This window comes from Sphingopyxis sp. PET50 (genome assembly GCF_025244705.1).
In the GTDB taxonomy this organism is placed as follows: Bacteria; Pseudomonadota; Alphaproteobacteria; order Sphingomonadales; family Sphingomonadaceae; genus Sphingopyxis.
In genome coordinates this window covers 203,424-227,617 of record NZ_CP104207.1, presented here as the reverse complement: position 1 = coordinate 227,617, position 24,194 = coordinate 203,424, and the positions used below count along the sequence as shown (strand labels likewise).

Sequence of the window (24,194 nt, the reverse complement as noted above, 5' to 3'; positions counted from 1 at the left end):
GACGATGACGGCCCTGATCACCGACCGCCGCATGCTGCTGTCGGGTCTCGCGCTCGCGCCCCTGCTGACGCTGCCGGGCTGCGCGAGCCTGCCGGGCTTCAGCATGAGCGATGCGATCCGCGAGCTGCTGACGCTGTCGTCGCAGCGCGCCTTCGCGCTGCTGCTCCAACCGAACGGCTTCTACGACAGCCAGGTCGCGCGCATCGACCTGCCGCCGCAGCTCGGCGGCGCCAGCGCCTCGTCGATCGTCTCGAAGGTGCTGATGACCGGTGCCTTCAAGACCCGGCTGACGCGGCAGGTCAACAGCGCGGCGGCAAAAGGCGCCGAGCGCGCCGCACCGCTCGTCGCCGACGCGATCCGGACCATCAGCATCGCCGACGCCGCCGCGATCGTGCGCGGCGGCCCGACCGCGGCGACCGACCTGCTCGAACGCTCGATGGGCCGCAGCCTGGTCGGCGCGATGTTCCCCGGCATCGACGAAGGGCTGCGCCTCGCCGACAATGCGGTGGTGACCGAAGCGTTGCGCGCCGCGACGGGCATCGATTTTCGCGGGCTGGTGCAGGACATCGGCGACCGCACCCACGATGCCATCTATCGCGCGATCGGTCATGAGGAAGCCGCGATCCGCGCCAATCCGCGCGAGACCGGCAGCCCGCTGTTGACCGCCGTGTTCGGTTTGGCGAGATAAGATCCATCTCGTCATTGCGAGCGAAGCGAAGCAATGACGATGGTTCTGTTTTGCCGCGTCGTGCTTTAGGGCGATCACAACCGAATCGCCCTCCCGACAGGAAGCCCAAGCGCCATGAAATTCTTCGCCGACACCGCCGAAATCGCCGACATCCAGGAACTGGCCGCGACCGGCCTGCTCGACGGTGTCACCACCAACCCGTCGCTGATCGCCAAGTCGGGCCGCGACTTCAAGGAAGTGACGAAGGAGATTTGCGCGCTGGTCGACGGCCCCGTCTCGGCCGAGGTCGTCGCGCTCGACCATGAGACGATGATGAAGGAGGCCGAAATCCTCCGCCGCATCGCCGACAATGTCTGCATCAAGGTGCCGCTGACGATCGACGGGCTCAAGACGTGCAAGGCGCTGACCGGCGACGGCACGATGGTCAATGTCACCCTCTGCTTCTCCGCGACGCAGGCGCTGCTCGCGGCCAAGGCCGGCGCCACCTTCGTTTCGCCCTTCGTCGGCCGCCACGACGACAATGGCTTCGACGGGATGCAGCTGATTTCGGACATCCGCCTGATCTACGACAATTACGGTTTCGCAACCGAAATCCTCGTCGCGAGCGTCCGCCACGGCATCCATGTGCTCGAAGCCGCCAAGATCGGCGCCGACGTGATGACCGCGCCGCCCTCGGTCATCAAGGGATTGTTCAAGCATGTCCTGACCGAAAAGGGCATCGAAGGCTTCCTCGCCGACTGGGCGAAGACCGGGCAGTCGATTTAAGGAGACGTCGCCCCCGCGCAGGCGGGGGCCGTTGTCGGCCTTGCTCTTCGCCGCTGCGTAAACCGACGGCGGCCCCCCGCCTGCGCGGGGGGCGACGGTTAGCAGTTGACGTAAACGTCAACCCGCGCCGATACTCTCCCGCGACAAAGGGAGAGATTCGATGACCGACACCGCCGCCCCCGCCGTCCTGACCGAGCGCCGGGGCCATGTCCTGATCGTCACGATCAACCGCCCCGAGGCCCGCAACGCGGTCAATGCCGCGGTCCATGCCGGCATCGGCACCGCGCTCGAAGAAGCCGAAAACGACCCCGAAGTCCGCGCCGTCGTGATCACCGGCGCGGGCGACAAGGCTTTTTGCGCCGGCGCCGACCTCGTCGCGCTGTCGCGTGGCGAGAATCTGGCGCCCGACGACAAGACCCAGCAGGCGTGGGGCTTCGGCGGCTATGCCGCGCATCCGATTTCCAAGCCGATCATCGGCGCAGTCAACGGCTTCGCTTTCGGCGGCGGCTGCGAACTCGCGCTGATGTGCGACCTGATCGTCGCTGCGGAAAACGCGCAATTCGGCCTGCCCGAGGTCAAGGTCGGGCTGTTCGCCGCGGCGGGCGGCGCCTTTCGCATCGTCAAGCAATTGCCGCAAAAGCTGGCGATGGAGCATCTGCTGACCGGCGATCCCTTCGACGCCGCCACGGCGCTCCGCTATGGCTTCGCCAACCGCGTCGTGCCGCTGGCCGAGCTGATGTCGACCGCGCTGGCGCTCGCCGAAAAGATCGCGGGCAACGCGCCGCTGTCGGTGCAGGCGTCGAAGCGCGTCGCGCTGCGTATCGTCGATGGCGCGATCGCCGGCGACGACGCGCATTGGGACGACAACAGGCGTGAGCGTACGAAATTAATGGCAAGCGAAGACGCCCGCGAGGGCCCGCGTGCCTTCGCCGAGAAGCGCAAGCCCGAATGGAAGGCGCGCTGAGATGGTGATGACCGATCCCGAGCGCATTCCCGTCATTATCGGCGTCGGACAGGTCAACGACCGGCCGGAGGACCCGGATCAAGGGCTCGATTCGCTCGGCCTGATGGTCGCGGCGCTGGAGGTCGCGGCCGAGGATGCCGGCGTCTCGCTGACCGGGATCGACAGCCTCGCGATCGTCGACCAGATCAGCTTTCACAGCCTCGGCAAGCTGCCCGGACCGCTCGCCGCGGCGATCGGCGCGAACCCGGCGGTCAGCTATCAGTCCGACGCCCCGCACGGCGACACGCCGATCCGCCTGCTCAACGAGGCGGCGAACCGTATCGGCGCGGGCGAGGTGAAGCTGGCGGCCATCGTCGGCGCCGAGGCGCTGCGCACCGCCGCCGGCCGTGCCGCCAAGGCCGCGAGCGGCGAGGACAAGAGCTACAACGCCGTCCGCCAGGTCGCGACCCGCCGCGAGCCCAATTATGCGCAGGTCCATGGCCTGTCGGCACCGGTCGACGTCTATCCGCTCTATGAAAATGCGACGCGCGCCGCCTGGGGCCAGAGCCTCGAGGAAGCGCAGTTCGAAAGCGCCGAAATCTGGTCGCGCTTTTCCGAAGTCGCGGCGGCGAACGACGGCGCCTGGATCAGGAAGCCCGCTTCGCCCGCGGACATCCTCCGGGTCGATGAACGCAACCGCCCGATCGCCTTTCCCTATTCGAAGCTGATGGTCGCCAATTCGTCGGTGAACCAGGGCGCGGGTTTCATCGTGACGAGCCTCGCCGAAGCGCGCCACCGCGGCATCGCCGAGGAGCGGCTGATCTACGTCGGCATGGGCGCCGCGGCGAAGGAGCCCGCCAGCATCCTCCACCGCGACCGCTATGACGGCAGCGTCAGCATGGAGACGTCGATCACACGCACGCTGGACCTCAACGGCATGACCGTCGAGGATTTCGACTGCGTAGAACTCTACAGCTGCTTCCCCTGCGTGCCGAAAATGGCGCGCCGCATCCTCGGCTGGCCGTGGGACCGTCCCGCGACCGTGTTCGGCGGCCTGACCTTCGGCGGCGGCCCGATCGCCAATTATATGAGCCACGCGGTGGTCTCGATGGTCGAAAAATTGCGCAAGGAAGGCCGTTACGGTTTCCTCTTCGCCAACGGCGGCTTCGCGACCGACAATCATTGCATCGTACTGGGTCGCGAACCGATCGCGGCGGCGCGCTTCCCGCAGGATTTCGACTATCAGGCCGAAGCCGAAGAAAAGCGCGGCCCGGTCCCCGAACTGGTCAAGGACTATGCGGGACCGGCGACAGTCGAAAGCTACACCATCTTCTATGGCCGCGACGGCACGCCAAAGGCGGGCGTCGTGGTCGCCCGCACGCCCGACGGAAAGCGCACGCTGGCGCATGTCGATGTCGGCGACGCGGCGACGCTGGCCTTTCTGACCGACGGCAAGGTGGAACCGGTGGGGACGGCCGGGCGGATCGTGCCGCTGGACGAAGGCTTCGGTTGGCGGGCCACCTAAAATCCTCCCTGCTTGCGGGGAGGGGGACCGCGAAGCGGTGGAGGGGGTTCTCGGCCTTACGCAACGCTTAATGACGCCACCCCCCTCCGTCAGCGCGACGCGCTGCCACCTCCCCGCAGGCGGGGAGGATTTTGAGGGTCAAATCTCGAACGAAACCCCCTGCGCCAGCGGCAGCGCGTCCGAATAATTCACCGTGTTCGTCGCGCGCCGCATATATTGGCGCCACGCGTCCGATCCGCTTTCACGCCCGCCCCCAGTCTCCTTCTCGCCGCCAAACGCGCCGCCGATCTCGGCGCCCGAAGTGCCGAGATTGACGTTGGCGATCCCGCAGTCGCTTGCGGCAAGGAAGCGCTCGGCCTCACGCATGTCGGTCGTAAAGATCGCCGACGACAGCCCTGCCGCAACGTCATTGTGGAGGTCGATCACCGCATCGAGGTCGTCATAGCGCATGACATAGAGGATCGGCGCGAAAGTCTCTTCGAGCACCGGCCCGAGTTGCCCCGGCATTTCGACCAGTGCGGGTTTGACATAATAGCTCGCCCCCTCACCGACGCGCTCGCCGCCATGGACGACGCCGCCCTCGCGCTGCGCGGCCGCGAGTGCCGCCGCCATCATCTCATACGCCGCACGGTCGATCAGCGGTCCGACCAGCACATCGCCCTCCAGCGGATTGCCGACGCTCACGCTGCCGTAAGCCGCCCTCAGCCGCGCGACGAAGCCGTCGTAGATGCTGTCGTGGACGAACAGGCGCCGCGTCGTCGTGCAGCGCTGCCCCGCCGTTCCCATCGCCCCGAACGCGACCCCACGCAGCGCGAGGTCGAGGTCGGCCGACGGCGCGACGATCACGCCATTGTTGCCGCCGAGCTCGAGGATCGCGCGCGCGAAACGCCCGGCCAGCCGCGGCGCGACCGCGCGGCCCATGCGCGTCGATCCCGTCGCCGATACCAGCGCGACGCGCGCATCGTCGACCAGCGCCTCGCCCGCCTCGCGTCCGCCGATCAGGATCTGCGACAGGCCGTCGGGCGCACCACCGAAGCGCGCGACGGCACGCTCGAAAACCGCCTGCGTCGCCAGCGCCGTCAGCGGCGTCTTTTCCGACGGTTTCCACACGACGCTGTTGCCGCACACGAGCGCGAGCGCCGCGTTCCATGCCCACACCGCGACCGGGAAGTTGAACGCCGAAATCACCCCGACGACGCCGAGCGGATGCCAGACCTCCATCATCCGGTGCCCCGGCCGTTCGGTCGCGATGGTCAGGCCATAGAGCTGGCGGGAAAGGCCGACCGCGAAGTCGCAGATGTCGATCATCTCCTGCACCTCGCCCGAGCCCTCCGACAGGATCTTCCCCGCCTCGATCGTCACCAACCTGGCGAGGTCATCCTTCGCCGCGCGCAGTTCCTCGCCGAAGAGCCGCACCAGCTCGCCGCGCCGCGGGGCGGGGACGGTGCGCCATGCCCGGAACGCGGCGGTGGCACGATCGAGCGTTGCATCCATATCGACCGCGTCGGCGACGCGCACCGTCGCGACCTGTTCGCCGGTCAGCGGCGACAAGGAGGGCATCGACCCGTCGGTCCATGCTGCGCGATCCACGCCCAGCCCGTCGAGCAGGCGCCCGACCTCTTCGCCGATCCCGGCCATCGTCTATCCTTCCGTATAGGGGCTGCGCCCTTGCAGTTTGCGGTTCGCGGGTTATCGCAGCCGTCAGCCGAGTCAAATCGAAAGCGGGAGAATTGCCGTGTCCGACCTGTCCCCCTCCGAACCGCTGGTTCCCATTCCCGCCGACGCCGCCGCGAACACCCATTGTACCCCCGCGGACTATGACCGGCTCTATGCGCAGAGCATCGCCGACCCCGACGGCTTCTGGGCCGAGCAGGCGAAGCGGATCGACTGGATCGAGGCGCCGACGAAGATCGGCGGCTGGTCCTACGATCCGGTCGAAATCAAATGGTATGAGGACGGCGTCCTCAACCTCTGCCACAACGCCGTCGACCGCCATGTCGCCGCTCGGCCATGGGACGCGCACCGCGATCATCTTCGAACCCGACGCCCCCGATGGCGAGACGCGCCATATCAGCTATGCCGCGCTGCTGGCCGATGTCGTCCGCTTCGCGAACACGCTGAAGAAGATGGGCGTCCAAAAGGGCGACCGCGTCACCATCTATATGCCGATGATCCCCGAGGGCGCAGTGGCGATGCTCGCCTGCGCGCGCATCGGCGCGGTGCACAGCGTCGTGTTCGGCGGCTTCTCGCCCGAGGCGATCCACGGCCGCATCGAGGATTGCGCGAGCGACTGGGTGATCTGCGCCGACGAAGGGCTGCGCGGCGGCAAGGTCGTTCCCCTGAAGGCCAATGTCGACAAGGCGCTGGAGCGCGTCGATGTGAAGGCGGTGCTCGTCATCGCGCACACCGGCGGCGAGGTGAGCATGAAGGAAGGCCGCGACCATTGGTACGACGCATTGTCCGTCGATGTGCCCGAACAATGCCCGTGCGAGCCGATGGGCGCGGAGGACCCGCTGTTCATCCTCTATACCTCGGGCTCGACGGGCAGCCCGAAGGGCGTGCTCCACACCGTCGGCGGCTACAGCGTCTGGACCGCGACGACCTTCTGGTACGGCTTCGACTATCGTCCCGGCGAGATATTCTGGTGCAGCGCCGACATCGGATGGGTCACGGGACACAGCTATGTCGTCTATGGCCCGCTCCAGAACGGCGCGACGACCCTGATGTTCGAAGGCGTGCCCAACTATCCCGACCACGACCGTTTCTGGCAGGTCGTCGACAAGCATCAGGTCAACATCCTCTACACCGCGCCGACCGCGATCCGCGCGCTGATGCGCGAGGGCGACGATTATGTGACGCGCCACGACCTGTCGTCGATCCGCCTGCTCGGCAGCGTCGGCGAGCCGATCAATCCCGAGGCGTGGCGCTGGTATCACCAGACCGTCGGCAAGGGCCGCGTTCCCGTGATCGACACCTGGTGGCAGACCGAAACCGGCGGCATCATGATCACGACGCTCCCCGGCGCGCACCCGATGCAGCCGGGCAGCGCGGGACGCCCCTTCTTCGGCGTCCGCCCCCAGCTGGTGGATGCGGAAGGCGGCGTGCTGGTCGACGAACAGAGCGGCGGCGCGGCCGAGGGCAATCTCTGCATCACCCACAGCTGGCCGGGGCAGGCGCGGACCGTCTATGGCGACCACGAGCGCTTCATCCAGACCTATTTCTCGACCTACAAGGGCAAATATTTCACCGGCGACGGCTGCCGCCGCGACGCCGACGGATACTGGCGGATCACCGGGCGGGTGGACGACGTCATCAACGTCTCGGGCCACCGCATGGGCACCGCCGAGGTCGAAAGCGCGCTGGTGCTGCACGAGGATGTCGCAGAGGCGGCGGTGGTCGGCTTCCCGCACGACATCAAGGGTCAGGGCATCTATGCCTATGTCACCTTGAACGCGGGGGTCGAGCCGACCGAGGAGGTCGCCGCCGCGCTCAAGCAGCAGGTGCGCAAGGAAATCGGTCCGATCGCGACGCCCGACCATATCCACCTGACGCCCGGCCTGCCCAAGACCCGCAGCGGCAAGATCATGCGCCGCATCCTGCGCAAGATTGCGGAGAATGATTTCGGGTCGCTCGGGGATACCTCGACGCTTGCCGACCCCAGTCTGGTCGATGGGCTGATCGAGGGACGGAAGAACCGGTAACGCAAACCAAAATTTGGTTCACGCTGTCGACCCTCACCCTCCCGGCGCTTCGCGCCTCCCTCCCTCTCCCCCCGGGAGAGGGAAGGGGCCCGCCGACAAAGCCGGTGGGAAGGGTGAGGGTGGCCGGATCAATTAAATTAAGCCCCATGCCCCCGCGGCATCGCGAGGATGCGCGCCTCGACCTGATCGAGCGCCGGGCGCGGTCTGGACAGCAGGCTCAGGCCAGCACCGCCCAGGTCGGCGCATGGTCGCTGGCCTTTTCGCGCCCGCGATGGTCCTTGTCGACGCCCGCGTCGACCAGCCGGTCGGCGAGCGCGGGGCTGAGCAGCAGATGGTCGATGCGGAACCCATGGTCGCGCTGCCACGCGCCCGCCTGATAATCCCAGAAGGTCCAGACACCGCCCACCGGATGACGGCTGCGCAGCGCGTCGGTCCAGCCGTCGCCGAGGATGCGGAACCAGGCATCGCGCGATTCGGGCTGCATCAGCGCGTCGCTCGCCATCGGCCCGTGGGGGTCCCACACATCGTCGTCGTGCGGGATGACATTGTAGTCGCCGGTCAGGATCGTCGGGATTTCGGCGGCGAGCAGCGCCTTCGCCCGCTCGCGCAGCCGCGCCATCCAGCGCAGCTTGTAGTCGAATTTCGGCCCCGGATGCGGATTGCCGTTGGGAAGATAGATGCACCCGACGCGCAGACCATCGACGTCGGCCTCCAGATAGCGCGACTGCTCATCCTCGGCCTCGCCGTCGAGTCCACGCTGCACCTCGACCGGATCGGCCCCCCTGGCGAGGATCGCGACGCCGTTGAAACCCTTTTGCCCATGATAGAGGAAGCCGTAACCCGCCGCCTCGATCTCCTTCGTCGGGATCGTCTCGTCGCTCGATTTCAGCTCCTGCAGGCAGGCGATATCGGGCTGGGTCTCTTCCAGCCATTCGATGAGGCGCGGCAGCCGCGCCTTGATGCCGTTGATGTTGAAGGTCGCGATCTTAAGGGGCACGAAACGCCATCTCTTTCCGTTCGCCCTGAGCTTGTCGAAGGGCCGTTCTGCTCTTCAGCGTAAAAGAAGGACGGTGCTTCGACAAGCTCAGCACGAACGGAGTTTGGAGATCAGATCGAGAAGCTCGACCCGCAGCCGCAGCCCGAGGCGGCGTTGGGATTTTCGACCTTGAACGACGATCCGCCGAGCGAATCGACGAAATCGACGGTGCAGCCGCGCACCAGGTCGATGCTGATGCTGTCGACAACCAGCTTCACCCCGTCGGTCTCGGTAACGATGTCGTCGGCGTCGATCCCTTCGGCGAGGCCGAAGCGATAGGTGAAGCCCGAACAGCCGCCGCCATCGACCGCAAGCCGCAACGCGGCCTCGGCTTCTCCGTTGCGCTGCGCGATCCAGCGGACGCGCGCCGCGGCGGCGGGGGACAGGGTGATGTCGGAAAGCTGCGTGGCCATGGCATCAAGATAGGGCGTGTCCGCGCGAATGGAAGGGGGTTGTCGCGATTGCCATGGCGCGGGCGGCAGCGGTTTTGAGGTGGAAGGCGGACGTTGCCGATCCTCCCCGGAACGGGGAGGGGGACCAGCGAAGCTGGTGGAGGGGTACAGGCGGTTTGCCTTGCCGGTGAGGTAGCGCAGCACAGATTCGTCCGGAACCGAGGGCATTGAGGTCTGGCGCGGCTTGGACATCCTGTACCCCTCCACCACCCTTCGGGTGGTCCCCCTCCCCCGTTGGGGGAGGATCGCTTGCGACCGCTTCCGCCCGATACCAGCCATTCCCGTCCCGCGTTTGCAAAAAACAGCATCGCCAAACGAAAAGGGCGCCCCGGATCGACCGTTGGGCGCCCCTCCTCTCCGACCCGGAAAAGTCTGTTATTCTGGACCGCCCATCGCGGCCTTGTCGCCGGTGATCGCCGCGATCGCCATCGAATCCTGGCGGCAGAAGGGCATCGGATTGACCGGGGAGCCCTCGATGCGGACTTCATAATGGAGGTGGTTGCCGGTCGAACGGCCGGTCGAGCCGACATAACCGATGACGTCGCCCTTCAGCACCCGTTGGCCGGGGACGACATTATAGGCGGACATATGGCCGTAGCGCGTCTGGATCGCGTTGCCATGCTCGATCTCGACATAATTGCCGTAGCCGCCGAGGCGCTGGGCGCGGCCGACGATGCCGTCGGCGGTGGCATAGATGGGGGTGCCGTGCGGCGCGGGAATGTCGATGCCGTTGTGGCGCGCGACCTTGCCGGTGATCGGGTGGACGCGCATGCCATAGGTGGACGAAAGCGACATGTTCTGGATCGGCACGCGCGACGGAACGGATATGCCGAGGGTCGCGGTCAGGCCGGTATCGAGGCGCTTCCATGCCTGGAAAATCGCGCGCGCTTCGCTGTCTTCATTGGGAGACGGAACCCCGGCGGTGAAGCTGTCGTCATCGGGTTCGTCGGGAACGACGATGCCCGCATCGGCGCTGGTTTCGGCGGCCTGGACCGCCGGGGCGGTAAAGCCCATCAGCGCAGTGGCGCAAAAAATCAGTCCGAAACGAAACTTTTGCACCAGAAGAGTGTTAATCACTTACGACCCCGCATCTGCCTTGTCACCGACGATGTCTCCACACCATCGGTGCCGGTTTAGTCTGCTCTGGATGATTGATCATCCGCCCGCGAGCCTGTCTGCGGGGTCAATCGTTACGAAGCAATAACGGCGTAGTATTCTTGCGTTAAACCGGCGTCACGGCGCGCCGAGTCGTTGAACGGAGGCTTCAGCGACCCGCGAAATCGCGATTTTACGAGGCTTTGCCAGGTTAACGCCGGTACGAATCCCCACTTCTCGCACGCCCAGTTGAACCAGTCTGTGCCCGCGGTCACATGACGGATTTCGTCGCGATAGATGCGCCGCAGGATCGCCGCGGACGCCGTATCGCCGACCGCCTCGAACCGCTCGATCATCGCCGGCGTCACGTCGAGCCCGCGCGCCTCGAGCACCATCGGCACGATCGCCAGCCGCGCGAGCGCGTCGTCGCTCGTCTCCTGCGCCGCCTCCCAGAGCCCGGCATGCGCCAGCAGTGCGCCATAATGGCTGCCCAGCGCACGCAGCCGCCGGTCGAGCAGCGCGAAATGCATCGCCTCGTCCGCCGCGACGCCGATCCAGTCGTCGACGAAGCCGCGCGGAAATTCGCCCCCGAAACGCCCGACCAGATCGACCGCGAGGTCGATCGCGACGAATTCGATATGCGCGAGCGCGTGCAGCATCGCGATCCGCCCGCGTTCCGACCCGCCCTTGCGGCGGCGCGGCATCCGGTTCGGCGGCAGCAGCTCGGGAGCGGCGGGCCACGCCGGCTGGTCGGGCATGGCGACATCGCAGCGGCACGCGAGATCGCCGCGCCGCCACGCCCGCGCCAGTTCGCGCGCCGCGCGCCTTTTGGCGTGCGGGTCGGCGGTCAGCAGCACCGCCCGCGCGGCTTCGCCCAAGGTGATCACAGCTTTCCTATCCCGTTCGCGTCGAGCCCTTCGACTGCCTTGCAGGCGCTCAGGATAAACTTCGGCCCCTTGGCCGAAGTCGAGACGCCCCTCGGTCCAGCACGGCGTCTCGACTTCGCTCGACGCGAACGGAAAAAGGAGGTCGCAAACATTACAGCGCCCTCGCTGCCTCCAGCACCGCCTCGGCATGGCCCTTCACGCGCACCTTGCGCCATTCCTTTGCCAGCTTGCCGTCGGCGCCGAACAGGAAGGTCGATCGTTCGATCCCCATATAGGTGCGGCCATAATTCTGCTTCTCGACCCAGGTGCCGAAGGCTTCGCACACCGTGCCTTCCTCGTCGGAGGCGAGGCGCACGGTCAGCCCATACTTGTCGCGGAACTTGCAGAGCTTTGCCGAGCGCATCGCGCGACACCGCCAGCACTTGCGTGTCCAGTTTGGCGAATTCGGGCGCCAGCCGCGTGAAATCCTGCGCCTCGACGGTGCAGCCCGGCGTGTCGGCCTTGGGATAGAAATAGACGATCAGCGGCGCGCGCCCCAGCGCCGCAAGGTCGATCGCCGCGCCGTCGGCGTCGAGCAAGGTCACCGCCGGAATGGCATCACCGATGGCAAGCGTCATGGCTCTTTCTCCTGCTGATCGGGGCGAATCGACGCCCACCAGTTCGCGATCTCCTGCCGCGCCGTATCGTGCGCGGCAAGCAGTTGCGGCCAGCCCGGCTCGCCGCACTGGCTGGCGACCAGTTGCCGCGCGGCGGGCGTCGCGGGCTCGCCTTCGGGCGCGGTCAGGCGCAGCATGACGAGCATCCGCGCGAGCAGGGCGTACGCGTCGCAAATCTCCGGTGGCGCCAGCCCCTCGACCTTCAGGCAGGCGAGCGCCGAGCCGAGATTGGGATCGTGGCAGCGCCCGCTGGCAAGCTGCGTCACCTGCATCGCGAATTCCAGATCGACGAGCCCGCCGAATCCGCCCTTGATGTCGAGCGGTCCCTGCGGCGGTTTGTGCGCCGCTATCCTGGCGCGCATTTCGGCGGCGTCCTGAGACAGTTTCACGGGATCGCGGGGGATCGCAAGCAAGGCGTCGATGATGTGCTGCACCGCGCCGCGCGCGCGGTCCGAACCATAGACCGGCCGCGCGCGGAGCAGCGCCATATGCTCCCACGTCCACGCCTCCTCGCGCTGATAGCGTTCGAAGCTGTCGAGCGTCACGACGAGCGGCCCCTGCGCCCCTTGCGGCCGCAGCCGCGTGTCGACCTCGTACAGCTTGCCCGCCGCGGTCGGCACCGACATCGCCGCGGTCAGCCGCTGTGCCAGCCGGTTGTAATAGGTCGTCGCGCCGAGCGGCCGCGGCCCGTCGGATTCGGCGAGATGGTCGCCGGTAAAGAGGTAAATGAGGTCGAGGTCGGAGGCGTGCGTCAGCGCGCGTCCGCCGAGCCGCCCGAGCGCGAGGACGACAAGCTCGCTGTCGGGCACGCGGCCATGCGCCTGGACATATTCGGCGACCGTCGCGTCGGCGAGCACCTGCAGCGCCGCCTCTGCCAGTTCCGAATAACCGCAGGCGACCGTCATCGGATCGCCGACCCCGGCGATCAGTTGGACGCCATAGGCAAAGCGCCTTTCGCCGACGCGGTCGCGCACGCGGTCGAGCAGCCGCTCATAATCGAGCCCCGCCAGCCCCGGCGCCCATTCCGACAAAAGCTCCGCCTTGGTCGCGGGTGCCTCAAAGGCACGCTTGTCGATCAGCCCCTCGATCAGTTCGACCCGCGCGCCGAGCGCCTCGGCCAGCGCCGGGGCGAGCGTCAGCACGCGCACCGCCACCTTCGCCAGTTCGGGCTGCGCCGCGAGCAGATGAAAAAATTGATCGCGCTCGGCAGCCCGGAGACCAATTTGTCGAAGCGCGTCAGCGCCACATCGGGATCGGGCGCCGCGCCCAGCGCCCCCACCAGTCCGGGCAGCACCGTTTCGAGCGCGTCAAGCGCGGCGGGGCTGCGCAACGCGCGCAGCTTGCCGCCGCGCCATTCGGCGATCGTGCGCAGCGCCGCATCGGGAGGCTCGAACCCTGCCGCCATCAGCGCGCCCGCCAGTTCGCCCGCTTCGCGCGGCAGTCCGCTCGTCGCCGCGCGCTCGTGAACGAGCCGGTCGTAACAGGCGGCGACATCGGCGGTGACGGGCTCGAGCATCGCGAGCAGCGCCGCGCCGTCCTGATGTCCGTCGAGCCGCGCCACCGCGTCGAGCGCGGCGGGCTGGACCGGCAGGCCATGCGTCTGCTGGTCCTCGATCATCTGCAGCCGGTGCTCGATCCGGCGCAGCACCGCGTAATGGCCGGTCAGGTGCGCCGCGACATCGGCGTCGATCCGCCCCGCCTGCGCCAGCGCCGCGAGCGCATCGACCGTCGCCGGCACGCGCAGCAAGGGGTCGCGCCCGCCATAGATGAGCTGATGGACCTGCGCGAAAAATTCGATCTCGCGAATGCCGCCGCGCCCGCGCTTGAGGTCGTAGCCGGGACCGAAGGCCTGCCCCTGCGCGAAATGGTCGCGAATCCGGTCGCTCATCGCGCCGATTTCCTTGAGCTGGCGGAAATCGAGGCTGCGGCGCCAGATGAAGGGCTGGATCGCCGCCAGGAATTCGCCGCCCAGCGCGCGGTCGCCCGCCGAGGCGCGGCTGCGGATAAAGGCGGCCTGCTCCCACGCCAGCGCTTCGGACTCGTAATAAGAGATCGCCGCATCGACGGGCAGGACGATCGGCGTCACCTCGGGGTGCGGGCGCAGCCGCAGGTCGACGCGCAGCACATGGCCGTTCGCCGTGCGCGCCGACAATATTTCGCACATGCGCCGCGCAATCCGCACCGCCGCCTCGGTCGGGTCGTCGCGCTGGCGCCGCGGCATCGTTTCGGGGTCGAAGATCAGGATCGGGTCGATGTCCGACGAATAGTTGAGTTCGTGGCTGCCGAGCTTGCCGAGCGCGATCACCGCCAGCCCGCGCGGTTCCTCGTCGGGGGTGCGCTCGGCAAAGGCGGCGGCGAGCGCGGCATCGCAGGCGGCATCGGCGAAATCCGACAGCAGCCGGGTGGTCGTCGCGACATCATGCTCGCCCGACAGGTCGCCGAGCGCGAGCAGCAGCGCGGTCCGCCCGCGCCAGTGGCGCAGGGTCGCCATGATGTCGTCGTCGACCGGCGGCGCGGTCACCGCCGCCAGCGCGGCGTCGGTGCCGTCGGTCAGGAAGCGCGTCACATCATCGGGATGCAACTCGGCGAGGCGTGCCAGAAAGGGCGCGTTGGCGGTCAGGCGAGCGAGCGCGGATTGGCGTTGGGACGTCATCGAGCGGCGCTATCGCCCGCACGAGCCAAGGCCGCAACCCAAAGCTCGCTGAAACTACGCCGGAACCGTGCTTTCGTCGAAGAACAGCACCTGCGCGATCGCCGCGCGCAAGGTCGCCGGCTGGTACGGCTTGGTCAGCAGGAAGGCCGGCTCGGGCCGGTCGCCGGTCAGCAGCCGTTCGGGGAAAGCGGTGATGAAGATGACCGGCACCTTCACGTCGGCCAGGATTTCCTGCACCGCCTCGATCCCCGAACTGTTGTCGGCGAGCTGGATGTCGGCGAGCACCAGGCCGGGTTTGTGCGTCTGTGCCTCGGCGACCGCCTCGCTATGCGTCGTCGCGACCGCGACGACCTCGTGCCCCAGGTCGCGCACGATCATCTCGATATCCATCGCGATGATCGGCTCGTCCTCGATGATCAGGATGCGCGCGCGCGTCTGGCGGTCGATCTCGGCCATCGCCTCGTCGATCAGCCCATGCACCGTCGCGGCGTCGCGGCCGATGATGCGTCCGGCATCCTCTTCGCTGAAGCCCTCGACCGCGGTCAGCAGCAAGGCCTGGCGCGCGAGCGACGGAATGCGGCGCAGCCGCGCGTCGGCGATCGCGATATCGGCCGCGACGGGCTCGTCGGCGCTCATGCGGCTGCCCGGCGCTCAGGCCGAAATGATCGTGGACCATGCGATAGAGCTGGATGCGCAGGTCGGCGCTGGCATCGACCGCTCCCGGATTGCCCACCAGCGTCTGCAACAGGCCCGCGACCAGCGCATCGCCGCTCTGCTGGCTCCCCGAAATCGCGCGGCCGTACCGGCGCAGATAGGGAAGATGCGGCGCGATCGCCTGACCCAGTGACATAGTGTACCTCCTGATACAGGTCGGCGCCTGCTTTGAAACCCGCGCAAAAAGGGGAAAAGCTCCGCCTGCCTCCGATATTATTGCGCGGACGTGGAACGATCTAACGGCAAATTGGTTTCATGGGGAAGAAGAAACGCGCCATTGCGCTTTGCTCACGGCGCGGTTAGCTACGGGCCCCATGTCCATTGGATATCACGATAATGTCGTCTGAGTCCGGTTCCTCTTCGCAGAAGCCAACCGGAAAAGACGGGGAAAAGAAACGACCCAGGAAGGTGCAGGATGTGAACATCGCCCTGCGCCGCGCCTATGAGTCCGCGATCGACGAGACGATTCCCGATTCGATGCTGGACCTGCTCAACAAGCTGAACTGACGTCAGCGCGCCGCGCCGCGGCGATAGCGATCCTCGAAATCCGACTGGAAGGTGGCGAAGCGGCCGCCCGCGATCGCGTCGCGCATCGCCTGCATCAGCGCCTGATAGAAATGCAGATTGTGCTGCGTCATCAGCATCGCGCCCAGCATCTCGCCCGCGCGCACCAGATGGTGGAGATAGGCGCGCGTCCAGGTCGTGCAGACGGGGCAATCGCAGCCTTCGTCGAGCGGCGCCTGATCCTCGGCATGGCCGGCGTTGCGGATGTTGACCGGGCCGTTCCAGGTAAAGGCCTGTCCGTTGCGCCCCGAGCGCGTCGGCAGCACGCAATCGAACATATCGACCCCGCGCGCGACCGCGCCGACCAGGTCGTCGGGCTTGCCCACCCCCATCAGATAGCGCGGGCGGTCGGCGGGAAGCTGGCCCGGCGCATAGTCGAGCACGCCGAACATCGCCGCCTGCCCCTCGCCGACGGCGAGGCCGCCGATCGCATAGCCGTCGAAACCGATGTCGGTGAGCGCCGCCGCCGAGCGGGCGCGCAGCTTTTCGTCGAGCGAGCCCTGCTGGATGCCGAACAAGGCCGCGCGCGCCGCATGGTCCTCGCCCGCGTCGAAGCCCGCGCGGCTGCGCGCCGCCCAGCGCATCGACCGCTCCATGCTCGCCTCCGCCCGCTTGGCATCGACGCCGTTGGGCGGGCATTCGTCGAACGCCATGACGATGTCGCTGCCGAGCAGGCGCTGGATTTCCATCGAGCGTTCGGGGGTCAGCATGTGGCGCGACCCGTCGAGGTGACTCTTGAACGCAACCCCCTCTTCGCTCTGCTTGGTCAGCGCCGACAGGCTCATCACCTGATAGCCGCCGCTGTCGGTCAGGATCGGGTGGTCCCAGCCCATGAATCGGTGGAGGCCGCCGAGCCGGTCCATGCGTTCCGCGGTCGGGCGCAGCATCAGGTGATAGGTATTGCCGAGGATGATGTCGGCGCCCGTCGCGCGGACCTCTGCGGGGCGCATCGCCTTCACCGTCGCGGCGGTGCCGACGGGCATGAAGGCGGGCGTGCGGATATCGCCGCGCATCATGCGGATCGTGCCGGTGCGCGCGGCGCCATCGGTCGCGGCCACCGAAAAGGCGAATCTGTCGGTCATGGCGCGCGCCTATGGCCGGGGTCGGCGGGAATGTCGAGGCGGGGGTGGTCGGCGATGATGTTGCAATGACAGGATTGGGGTGGGGAGCAGCCATTTGAGGAATGAACCGGTTTCCCCTCCCGCAAGCGGGAGGGGCAGCGAGACTTACGAACTTGTTCGTTAGTCGCAGCGGGGTGGGCTATCGCGACGCCGCTGCCCACCCCCAACCCCTCCTGCCTGCGGGAGGGGAGAATAACATCCGGTAGTGGGTCAGTTTGAAATTGCCCGGTGAAAATCCGACCGACCGCGCTATATGTAGGGCATGACCGAAAAAACGCCAAAGCGCCCGCGCGACCCGAACCAGCTTGCAAAGCTAATCACGGACATCGCTACCGGCGAAATTGAGGAAACGCCGCCCGCTCCCTCAAAAGGTCGGGCCGGTGGGCTTAAGGGCGGCGAGGCGCGGGCTAACGCGCTGAGTCCTCAAAAGCGTCAACAGATCGCTCAAAAAGCGGCAACCGCACGGTGGGCGAAGAAACAGGGGTAGGCTGCGCCAGCAAAAGGTCGCCGATCAATTGCACAATCGGTTTCGCTACGTCTGCCGGTAAAATTGTCGTCGCCCATTCCGCGCACATGGCTTGCCAGAGCGTTTCACCGGGCAGGGTGAGCTTGCTGGCTGCGGCGTTCACCCAATCGTGATGGTCTGTCAGCGACATTGACTTGATGCAAGCGTCAGCCACTTCGGCGTAAGGGCGCCCAACCCTATCGCGCAACTTGCCCCAAGCGTAACTCTGCAAATCGCCAAAGACGACGCGCTCCGGCGCGTCTCCACCGGGGAGCAATGAGCATCCGGGCGCATCCGACTGGTCGCCGTCCAAGAACACGTGCGATGGCCTCGGGAAGCGACCTTGCGACACCATAATTCCGAGCGTGCGGCCTACACTTGCCATGCCGAATGGTATCATTGAGCATCGCTCGATTAGCCCCTTCGAGTGGGCGACGATAATCTCGCGCAGCAACGTCTCCGAGCGGCTATCCTCGACATATAATTCGCACTCGGGATGGGGGTATTCGTCCATCCGAGTCATCGCAAATTCGGGGCTTACTCCCGTCATTACGTGGCGACCAGACTGGCCTTGCATCAAATAGACACGCGCCTCCAATGGCAGTTCAGCAAGCACATATGGCGAGTGTGTGGTCACAATAATTTGCATGTCACGCTCGCGGCACAGCTCCGCGAGATCGCGAATTAGACGGCGTTGGGCACGAGGGTGAAGCGACGTTTCAATCTCGTCGATCAGAAGAAGGCTATACTTCTCGGGATCGACGCGCAGGAGATCGGCGACGGTCATCTGGCCAGCGCCAGAGTGGTATCCGGAGTAAGTCTTATCGCCGTCGCTGAAAACGGGGACGATCCTGTTGTTGTCGGCATCGGTCAACGCCATGCGCGTCGCGCTGAATTGCCGCCCCATGATTTGGCTCAGTCGGTTTAGGCGTTCCTTGTCGAAATTTGCCGCTGACATTTCTTTCGTCGCGTCTTTGGCCAACTTTGAATAGCCTGTCCGGGCGACGATAGGCTGGATACGCCTTAGATCGATATAATCGACCTTCCGCTTCGGGCGCTCGGGGTTCCCCCTCCACCGATCACCTGGTTTCCGAACAGTGCTAGTTTTGGACGCATCGCCTTCTCGAATGGAATAGCCGATCTCGCCATTGCGGACATCTTCCCAGATGGTTTTCGGCAGAAAGTCGGACGCAAACCACCCTTTGTCCTTGGTATCGTCGTTGGGCTGATACACCGCCGCAGCAGATTGAAGAATGGTGCTCTTACCCGATCCATTTTCACCAACGATTGCTACGATAGGAAAATTGAACGGGATTCTTTGGCCGTCCCAGCCACGAATGCCGTCAATCTCGATCCAATCCAGACGCTTCGGCCAGCCGGTGTTTTGCTGCCACTTGGCCACCAACCGGCGCATCTCTCGGCTATTGCTCATGGCGGTTCTCCGAATGCTTCAAAACCGGGCAAGTCCGGCAATGGTGCCCCTTCAAAACCGGGACAATGGCCATTTAATTGCACAAATATCCGCAATATGCAAGAGTGTCCCGGTAGTGACCCCATAGTCCCTGCCTTCAAAATGACCTTTATACTTGACAATTAGGAGAACCGATTGCATTACACTGACTATGAACAGGCTCTCAAATGACGACCGTGCCAAAATCCTCCACCTTCTTTGCGAGGGTATGAGCATCCGCGCCATCACCCGGCTGACCGGGGCCAGCAAGAACACCGTCGCCAAGCTGCTTATTGACGCCGGGAAGGCTTGCGCCGCCTACCACGATGCTTACGTCCGTGATGTGAAGGCCGCCCGCGTTCAGGTGGATGAAATCTGGTCGTTCACATACGCCAAGCAGAAGAACGTCGCCGACGCCAAAGCCGCTCCGGCGAACGCTGGTGATACTTGGACGTGGACTGCCATCGACGCCGATAGCAAGATGATCCTGTCCTACCTCGTTGGCGGGCGCGATGCCGAATATGCCATGTGGTTCATGGATGATCTGGCTTCGCGCGTCGCCAACCGCGTTCAACTGACCAGCGACGGCCACCGCGCCTATCTCGAAGCGGTCGAAGGTGCGTTCGGCTGCGATGTCGATTACGCGCAGCTCGTGAAGCTCTATGGCAGCGAAGGCGGTAAAGGCAGCGAAGTCCGCTACAGCCCCGCCGAATGCACTGGCATCCGCAAGCGCCGCGTCGAGGGCAACCCGGATGAGGCGCACGTCTCGACCAGCTATGTCGAGCGCCAGAACCTGACCATGCGGATGCACATGCGCCGCTTCACCCGCCTGACCAACGCCTTCTCAAAGAAGGTCGAAAATCACGCCCACGCGGTGGCGCTCCACATGATGTACTATAATTTCGTCCGCATCCATAAGACGCTTCGCGTCACCCCGGCGATGGCCGCTGGCGTGACGGATCGGCTTTGGGAAATTGCCGACATTGCAAAGCTGGTCGAACAGGCGGAAGCTAAGCCCGGAAAGCGCGGCCCGTATAAAAAGCAGGGTCAGATTTCAAACTGACCCACTACCTAACATCCGCTTCCGCCCGAAACCCGCTACTCCCGCGCGCCCTCGCTCGAAGGCTCCTCTGCCGCGGCCTTCGCCTTTTCCTTCGGCTCTTCCTCGTCGATCCGATCGAGCAATTCGCGATGCCGGTCGTGGTCGGCCTTCAGCCGGTCGAAAATCCTTGCTTCCGCCATGATCGTCTCCGTCGTTGTCCGGCGGTGGAACGGATCGGCGGGCGATCGGGTTCCGGCGGCTGCGTTTCAGGGCGCGTCGGCGGGCGTCTCCGCGGGACGCACGGGCAGCGGCTGCACCGGCCGGACATATTCGGAATAGATTTCGGTCGCCCGCGCGGCGACGCGATCGAGCACCTCGGTCTTCTGATCCTTGAGCAGCAGGTCGGACACCGCCTTGGCCTGTTCGTCGCCGACCGCGGCGCCGACCGAGAACCAGGCGGCCGCCTCTTCGCCGTTTTTCGGAACCCCCTGCCCTTCGAGATAGAGCACGGCGACGCCGTAAAAGCCCGCCATCTCGCCGCGCGGCGGCGGCCGCCTTATAGGCCTCCATCGCCTTGGCATAGTCGACCGGCGTGCCATGACCGGTTGCGTACATGACCGCGAGGCTCGATTGCGCGCTCGGCATTCTTCTGCACTGCTGCCTTGGCAATCCAGTCGAACGCCGCCTTCGGATCGGCCTCCACGCCCTCGCCGATGTCGTACATGACGCCCAGCCGCCACTGGCACTGGCTCAGCCCCTGGTCGGCGCATTTGCGATAATAGGCGGCGGCCCTGGCTTTGTCGGCAGTGATATGCTGGCCGCTGTCATAGAACCAGCCAAGGGCGAACTGCGCCTCGGGATCGCCCTCGCCCGCCTTCTCCTGCGCCAGCGCAAAAGCCTCGATCGGCTTGTTCGCATCGAGCAGGTCGGCGATCTGCTCGCCGGTCGATGCAGGGGCCGATGCGGCGGTCAGCATGGTCCACGCCAAGCCCATCGCCGCGACTATCTTGATAGGACGGATGTCGATCATGCCGCGCGTTGTGGCAGCATGTTGGGCAAAGCGCCAGATGGAGAAATCGCCTTCGCGCGGCGCCCCTATTTCCCCGTCCAGTCGCTCGTCGTGGTGAACATCGGCAACGACAGCCCGCCCGATTGCTGCGCGGCGGCGGCGATCAGATAGGGCGACACACGATGGCGCGTGCACAGGCCGCCATTGCCGTCGCTGACCAGCGGGGTTTCGAACTGGATGCCCTGCTGATGCTGCTTCGAGCGGCGCACGGTCGCGGTCACCAGCTGGCCCTCGCCGAAATCGATCACGAACTGGGTCCCCAGCGGCACGTCCTGAATACCTTCGATGAAGGCGCCGGTCGCCGACAGGTTGCGCATCACTACGGCGTAGCGGTGGTTGTCGTGGATCGCCCCGACCTTGCGGAACATCTGGAACCGGTCGTTGCGCTGGCGGGCCGGGCCGGTCGGCTTGATCGTCCAGCTGCCCGATTCGGCATGGCCCAGCAATTCGCCGTTCGACACCGGCTTGCTGTACACATAGCCTTGGACATGGCTGACGTTGAGCTTGCGGATCAGATCGAGCTGGTCGAGCGATTCGATGCCCTCCGCGGTCGTTTCCATCTCCAGCGCCTCGGCCAGCGCGACGATCGCGGCGATGATCGCGCCGTTGCGCGACCCCGGCTCGGTCGCCCCGCGGACGAAGCTCTGGTCGATCTTGATCTTGTCGAACGGCGCCGACTGCAGATAACCGAGCGACGAATAGCCCGTCCCGAAATCGTCGAGCGCGAGGCGCACGCCGATCGCCTTCAGCGCCTTGAACATATGGCTCGTCTCGGCCGAATCGCCGAGGAAGACGCTTTCGGTGATTTCGAGCTCGAGCTGCTCGGGAGGCAGCCCGCTGGCGGCGAGCGCGTGGGTCACGATCTTCGGCAGTTCGGCATTGGCGAACTGGATCGGCGAGACATTGACCGCGACGCGCATCTGGCCGGGCCAGGCCGCGGCATCCTCGGTCGCCTTGCGGAGCACCCATTCGCCGAGCGCCCAGATGAGGTTGGTTTCCTCGGCGATCGGGATGAACAGCGACGGCGAAATCGGCCCGCGCTCCGGATGCGTCCAGCGCACCAGCGCTTCCATCCCGGTCACCGTATCGGTCTTGGCATTGACGACGGGCTGGTACGACAATTCCATCTCGCCCCGCGCCAGCGCGTCGCGCAAATCCTCTTCGAGCGCGCGGCGGTCCTCGGCCGACTGGTGGAGATCGCTCGAATAGAAGCGGAAGCGCCCGCGGCCGTTGCCCTTGGCGGCATAGAGCGCCAGGTCCGCGTTGCGCACCAGGTCGTCGCTGGTCATCCCGTCGAAGGGGCTGATCGCTACGCCGACCGACGCGCCGATGATGCAGCGGCTGCCCTCGACCGAATAGGGCTGCGACAGGCTGGCGATGATGTCGGCGGCCATGTCGCCCAATTTGCCGCGGTCTTCGACGTCGGGCAGGAGGATCTGGAATTCGTCGCCGCCGAGCCGGCTGACCATTTCCTTGTCGCCGACGATCTTGAGCAGCCGCTCCGCGACCTGTTTGAGCAGCGCGTCCCCAGCGGGATGGCCGAGCGTATCGTTGACCTGCTTGAAGCGATCGAGGTCTAGCAGCATGATCGCGCACGACCGGTGTTGCTGCGAGAAGGCGGCGAGCGTGGTGTCGAGCTTTTTCGAGATGTTGAAGCGGTTGGCGAGCCCGGTCAGCGAATCATACATCGCCAGCCGCGAGGCGTCCTCGGCCGACTGGCGCTGCTGCGTGATGTCGGTGCCGCTGCCGCGGTAGCCGGTGAACCGGCCGCCGCCATCGAAATGCGGGCGCCCGGACACCGCCCACCAGCGATCACCCTCGAAGGCGCTGCGGAGCGGCAGTTCGTCGAACTTCGACTGTTTGGTGAGCAGGAAGGGCAAGGTGCGCTGGCGCTCACCGTGGCTGTCGACGGGCAGGAACAGGTCGCTGAAGCTCGCGCCGATCAGCGCGGCGGCGGTGCGCCCCATCTGCTCGGCGACATATTGGGTGATATAGGTCAGGCGGCCTTCCGCGTCGGTCGACCAGAACCAGCCCTGGCCGCTTTCCTCGTAATTCCGGAGCAGCAGCAAGGCTTCGCGGGTGTGGATGCTCGGGGCGGCCTCGGGCCGCGGCGGCGCCATGCGGGCGCCGATCTTGCCCAAAAATCCGCGCCCGCCGCCGTCTGGCACCGCTTGTCCCCCCTGGCCGTCCGGACGCGGTGCCGGATTACTCATGATGCGTCATCGTGCTGGTCCCCACCGATGAAGGGGATTTGCCGGAAATGCCTTGCGAATCGGTAAATGCGCCGTGCCAGATCGGGACGTCAGGGAAGCAACAAACTGGCGTCGCCATAGCTGTAGAAGCGGTAGTCATGCGCGATCGCATGGGCATAGGCCGCCTGCATCACGTCGAGCCCCATCAGCGCACTGACCAGCATGAACAAGGTCGATTTCGGCAGGTGGAAATTGGTCATCAGCCCGTCGATCGCCTTGAAACGGTAGCCGGGGGTGATGAAGATCGCGGTGTCGCCTGCAAAGGGCGCGATGACGCCGTCATCGCCGGCCGCGCTTTCGAGCAGGCGCAGGCTGGTGGTGCCGACCGGGATCACGCGGCCGCCCGCCGCGCGCACCGCATTGAGCCGTTCGGCAGTGCTGGCGTCGATCCGCCCCCATTCGGCGTGCATGACATGGTCGTCGGTGTCGTCGGCCTTGACCGGCAGGAAAGTGCCCGCGCCGACGTGCAGCGTCAGCGTCTCGCTCTTCACCCCCGCCGCGGCCAGCGCGGCAAGCAATTCGGGGGTGAAATGCAGCGCCGCGGTCGGCGCCGCCACCGCGCCATCCTCCTTCGCGAACATCGTCTGATAGTCGCGGCGGTCGTCGGCATCGGTCGGCCGCTTGCCCGCGATATAGGGCGGTAGCGGCATCGTGCCAGCGCGTTCGAGCAGCAGTTCGACGGGCTCGTCACCCACGAAGGCAAGGACGAAGCTGCCGTCGGCAAGCCGATCCTCGGCCAGCGCCGCCACCCCCGATCCGAAATCGACCGTCTCGCCGACGCGCAGCCGTTTGGCGTTGCGCACGAACGCCTGCCAGCGGCGCAGGTCGATGCGCTTGTGCAGCGTGGCGCCGATCTTCGCCGCCCCGCGTCGCCCGTCGAGCTGTGCCGGGATGACGCGCGTGTCGTTGAACACCAGGCAATCGCCCGCGCGCAGCAGCGACGGCAGGTCGCGCACGCCCCTGTCCGATATCGCGCCGCCCTCGACGACGAGCATCCGCGCCGCATCGCGCGGACGCGCGGGACGGAGCGCGATGCGCTCGCTGGGCAGGTCGAAATCGAAGGCGTCGACGCGCAT

19 protein-coding genes and 4 pseudogenes are annotated in these 24,194 nt (G+C 66.1%); 7 read left to right on the top strand and 16 right to left on the bottom strand.

Going from position 1 to position 24,194, the window contains the following annotated elements; genetic code table 11:
• The first annotated feature begins 4 nt into the window (after positions 1-4).
• From N0A20_RS01305 to N0A20_RS01290, 4 genes are all read left to right on the top strand, one after another.
• A complete protein-coding gene (locus N0A20_RS01305; RefSeq protein ID WP_260582238.1) occupies positions 5-688 on the top strand; it encodes a DUF4197 domain-containing protein in 684 nt (227 codons plus the stop codon).
• A gap of 114 nt (positions 689-802) precedes the next feature.
• Positions 803-1,453, top strand: a complete 651-nt coding sequence (gene fsa, locus N0A20_RS01300; protein WP_260582237.1) for a fructose-6-phosphate aldolase — start codon at positions 803-805, stop codon at positions 1,451-1,453.
• Positions 1,454-1,613: 160 nt separating this feature from the next.
• Positions 1,614-2,417 carry an enoyl-CoA hydratase-related protein gene (locus N0A20_RS01295; RefSeq protein WP_260582236.1) on the top strand — a complete coding sequence of 268 codons (804 nt, stop codon included), beginning with the start codon at positions 1,614-1,616 and terminating at the stop codon, positions 2,415-2,417.
• Between the two features lies 1 nt (position 2,418).
• Complete coding sequence (locus tag N0A20_RS01290) at positions 2,419-3,921, top strand: acetyl-CoA acetyltransferase (RefSeq protein WP_260582235.1); 1,503 nt, start codon at positions 2,419-2,421, stop codon at positions 3,919-3,921.
• Between the two features lie 138 nt (positions 3,922-4,059).
• Here N0A20_RS01290 and N0A20_RS01285 read toward each other — a convergent pair whose 3' ends face one another.
• A complete protein-coding gene (locus tag N0A20_RS01285; protein WP_260582234.1) occupies positions 4,060-5,559 on the bottom strand; it encodes an aldehyde dehydrogenase family protein in 1,500 nt (499 codons plus the stop codon).
• A gap of 97 nt (positions 5,560-5,656) precedes the next feature.
• Here N0A20_RS01285 and acs point away from each other — a divergent pair.
• Positions 5,657-7,613 (top strand): annotated as a pseudogene (gene acs, locus N0A20_RS01280) (acetate--CoA ligase); the annotation flags it as partial.
• A gap of 226 nt (positions 7,614-7,839) precedes the next feature.
• Here acs and xth read toward each other — a convergent pair.
• From xth to N0A20_RS20405, 8 genes and pseudogenes are all read right to left on the bottom strand, one after another.
• A complete protein-coding gene (gene xth / locus N0A20_RS01275) occupies positions 7,840-8,619 on the bottom strand; it encodes an exodeoxyribonuclease III (protein ID WP_260582232.1) in 780 nt (259 codons plus the stop codon).
• 110 nt (positions 8,620-8,729) lie between these two features.
• On the bottom strand, positions 8,730-9,071 hold the full coding sequence (gene erpA, locus N0A20_RS01270; protein WP_260582230.1) for an iron-sulfur cluster insertion protein ErpA: 342 nt from the start codon (positions 9,069-9,071) through the stop codon (positions 8,730-8,732).
• Between the two features lie 414 nt (positions 9,072-9,485).
• A complete protein-coding gene (locus N0A20_RS01265) occupies positions 9,486-10,169 on the bottom strand; it encodes a M23 family metallopeptidase (RefSeq protein WP_260582228.1) in 684 nt (227 codons plus the stop codon).
• Positions 10,170-10,300: 131 nt separating this feature from the next.
• Entirely contained in the window at positions 10,301-11,092 is a 792-nt protein-coding gene (locus tag N0A20_RS01260) for a ferritin-like domain-containing protein (protein ID WP_260582227.1), read from the bottom strand.
• 151 nt (positions 11,093-11,243) lie between these two features.
• A pseudogene (locus N0A20_RS01255) lies at positions 11,244-11,709 on the bottom strand (peroxiredoxin).
• Positions 11,706-14,401, bottom strand: a pseudogene (locus N0A20_RS01250) (bifunctional [glutamine synthetase] adenylyltransferase/[glutamine synthetase]-adenylyl-L-tyrosine phosphorylase). Before N0A20_RS01250 ends, N0A20_RS01255 begins: the two co-directional pseudogenes overlap by 4 nt.
• 54 nt (positions 14,402-14,455) lie before the next feature.
• Positions 14,456-15,037: a response regulator gene (locus N0A20_RS01245; RefSeq protein ID WP_312846585.1), complete on the bottom strand. Its 582-nt coding sequence runs from the start codon at positions 15,035-15,037 to the stop codon at positions 14,456-14,458.
• A gap of 91 nt (positions 15,038-15,128) precedes the next feature.
• Positions 15,129-15,251: pseudogene (locus N0A20_RS20405) on the bottom strand (response regulator); the annotation flags it as partial.
• A gap of 281 nt (positions 15,252-15,532) precedes the next feature.
• Between N0A20_RS20405 and N0A20_RS01240 the strand changes: the two are divergent.
• The gene (locus N0A20_RS01240) at positions 15,533-15,622 is read left to right on the top strand and encodes a NepR family anti-sigma factor (RefSeq protein WP_260582226.1); all 90 of its coding nucleotides are present in this window, start codon (positions 15,533-15,535) and stop codon (positions 15,620-15,622) included.
• A 2-nt stretch (positions 15,623-15,624) separates the two neighbouring features.
• Here the strand turns inward: N0A20_RS01240 and tgt are convergent, their stop codons facing one another.
• Positions 15,625-16,761 (bottom strand): tRNA guanosine(34) transglycosylase Tgt, encoded by a 1,137-nt coding sequence (gene tgt / locus N0A20_RS01235; RefSeq protein WP_260582225.1) that lies wholly within the window; start codon positions 16,759-16,761, stop codon positions 15,625-15,627.
• Positions 16,762-17,207: 446 nt separating this feature from the next.
• On the bottom strand, positions 17,208-18,737 hold the full coding sequence (locus N0A20_RS01230) for an ATP-dependent nuclease (RefSeq protein WP_260582224.1): 1,530 nt from the start codon (positions 18,735-18,737) through the stop codon (positions 17,208-17,210).
• A gap of 190 nt (positions 18,738-18,927) precedes the next feature.
• Here N0A20_RS01230 and N0A20_RS01225 point away from each other — a divergent pair, with 190 nt between their 5' ends.
• Positions 18,928-19,818, top strand: coding sequence for an IS1 family transposase (locus N0A20_RS01225; protein WP_260582223.1), 891 nt, complete (start codon positions 18,928-18,930; stop codon positions 19,816-19,818).
• 35 nt (positions 19,819-19,853) lie between these two features.
• On the opposite strand, the gene N0A20_RS01220 is transcribed toward N0A20_RS01225, so the two are convergent.
• The 5 genes from N0A20_RS01220 to queA form a co-directional block, all read right to left on the bottom strand.
• Positions 19,854-19,997, bottom strand: coding sequence for a hypothetical protein (locus tag N0A20_RS01220; protein ID WP_260582222.1), 144 nt, complete (start codon positions 19,995-19,997; stop codon positions 19,854-19,856).
• A gap of 66 nt (positions 19,998-20,063) precedes the next feature.
• On the bottom strand, positions 20,064-20,330 hold the full coding sequence (locus N0A20_RS01215; RefSeq protein ID WP_260582221.1) for an SEL1-like repeat protein: 267 nt from the start codon (positions 20,328-20,330) through the stop codon (positions 20,064-20,066).
• Between the two features lie 23 nt (positions 20,331-20,353).
• Complete coding sequence (locus tag N0A20_RS01210; protein ID WP_260582219.1) at positions 20,354-20,827, bottom strand: tetratricopeptide repeat protein; 474 nt, start codon at positions 20,825-20,827, stop codon at positions 20,354-20,356.
• 65 nt (positions 20,828-20,892) lie between these two features.
• Positions 20,893-23,079, bottom strand: a complete 2,187-nt coding sequence (locus N0A20_RS01205) for an EAL domain-containing protein (protein WP_260582218.1) — start codon at positions 23,077-23,079, stop codon at positions 20,893-20,895.
• 89 nt (positions 23,080-23,168) lie between these two features.
• Positions 23,169-24,194, bottom strand: coding sequence for a tRNA preQ1(34) S-adenosylmethionine ribosyltransferase-isomerase QueA (gene queA, locus N0A20_RS01200; RefSeq protein ID WP_260582216.1), 1,026 nt, complete (start codon positions 24,192-24,194; stop codon positions 23,169-23,171).

What these genes read in the sequence shown, in the direction of transcription:
- N0A20_RS01295 (WP_260582236.1), top strand. Translation starts at nt 1,614, where the DNA reads ATGACCGACACCGCCGCCCCCGCCGTCCTGACCGAGCGCCGGGGCCAT.
- N0A20_RS01225 (WP_260582223.1), top strand. Translation starts at nt 18,928, where the DNA reads ATGAACAGGCTCTCAAATGACGACCGTGCCAAAATCCTCCACCTTCTT.
- queA (WP_260582216.1), bottom strand. Translation starts at nt 24,194, where the DNA reads ATGCGCGTCGACGCCTTCGATTTCGACCTGCCCAGCGAGCGCATCGCG.
- N0A20_RS01245 (WP_312846585.1), bottom strand. Translation starts at nt 15,037, where the DNA reads ATGAGCGCCGACGAGCCCGTCGCGGCCGATATCGCGATCGCCGACGCG.
- N0A20_RS01215 (WP_260582221.1), bottom strand. Translation starts at nt 20,330, where the DNA reads ATGGCGGGCTTTTACGGCGTCGCCGTGCTCTATCTCGAAGGGCAGGGG.
- erpA (WP_260582230.1), bottom strand. Translation starts at nt 9,071, where the DNA reads ATGGCCACGCAGCTTTCCGACATCACCCTGTCCCCCGCCGCCGCGGCG.
- N0A20_RS01285 (WP_260582234.1), bottom strand. Translation starts at nt 5,559, where the DNA reads ATGGCCGGGATCGGCGAAGAGGTCGGGCGCCTGCTCGACGGGCTGGGC.
- N0A20_RS01220 (WP_260582222.1), bottom strand. Translation starts at nt 19,997, where the DNA reads ATGGCGGAAGCAAGGATTTTCGACCGGCTGAAGGCCGACCACGACCGG.
- N0A20_RS01305 (WP_260582238.1), top strand. Translation starts at nt 5, where the DNA reads ATGACGGCCCTGATCACCGACCGCCGCATGCTGCTGTCGGGTCTCGCG.
- tgt (WP_260582225.1), bottom strand. Translation starts at nt 16,761, where the DNA reads ATGACCGACAGATTCGCCTTTTCGGTGGCCGCGACCGATGGCGCCGCG.
- N0A20_RS01205 (WP_260582218.1), bottom strand. Translation starts at nt 23,079, where the DNA reads ATGAGTAATCCGGCACCGCGTCCGGACGGCCAGGGGGGACAAGCGGTG.
- N0A20_RS01290 (WP_260582235.1), top strand. Translation starts at nt 2,419, where the DNA reads ATGGTGATGACCGATCCCGAGCGCATTCCCGTCATTATCGGCGTCGGA.
- N0A20_RS01230 (WP_260582224.1), bottom strand. Translation starts at nt 18,737, where the DNA reads ATGAGCAATAGCCGAGAGATGCGCCGGTTGGTGGCCAAGTGGCAGCAA.
- N0A20_RS01210 (WP_260582219.1), bottom strand. Translation starts at nt 20,827, where the DNA reads ATGATCGACATCCGTCCTATCAAGATAGTCGCGGCGATGGGCTTGGCG.
- fsa (WP_260582237.1), top strand. Translation starts at nt 803, where the DNA reads ATGAAATTCTTCGCCGACACCGCCGAAATCGCCGACATCCAGGAACTG.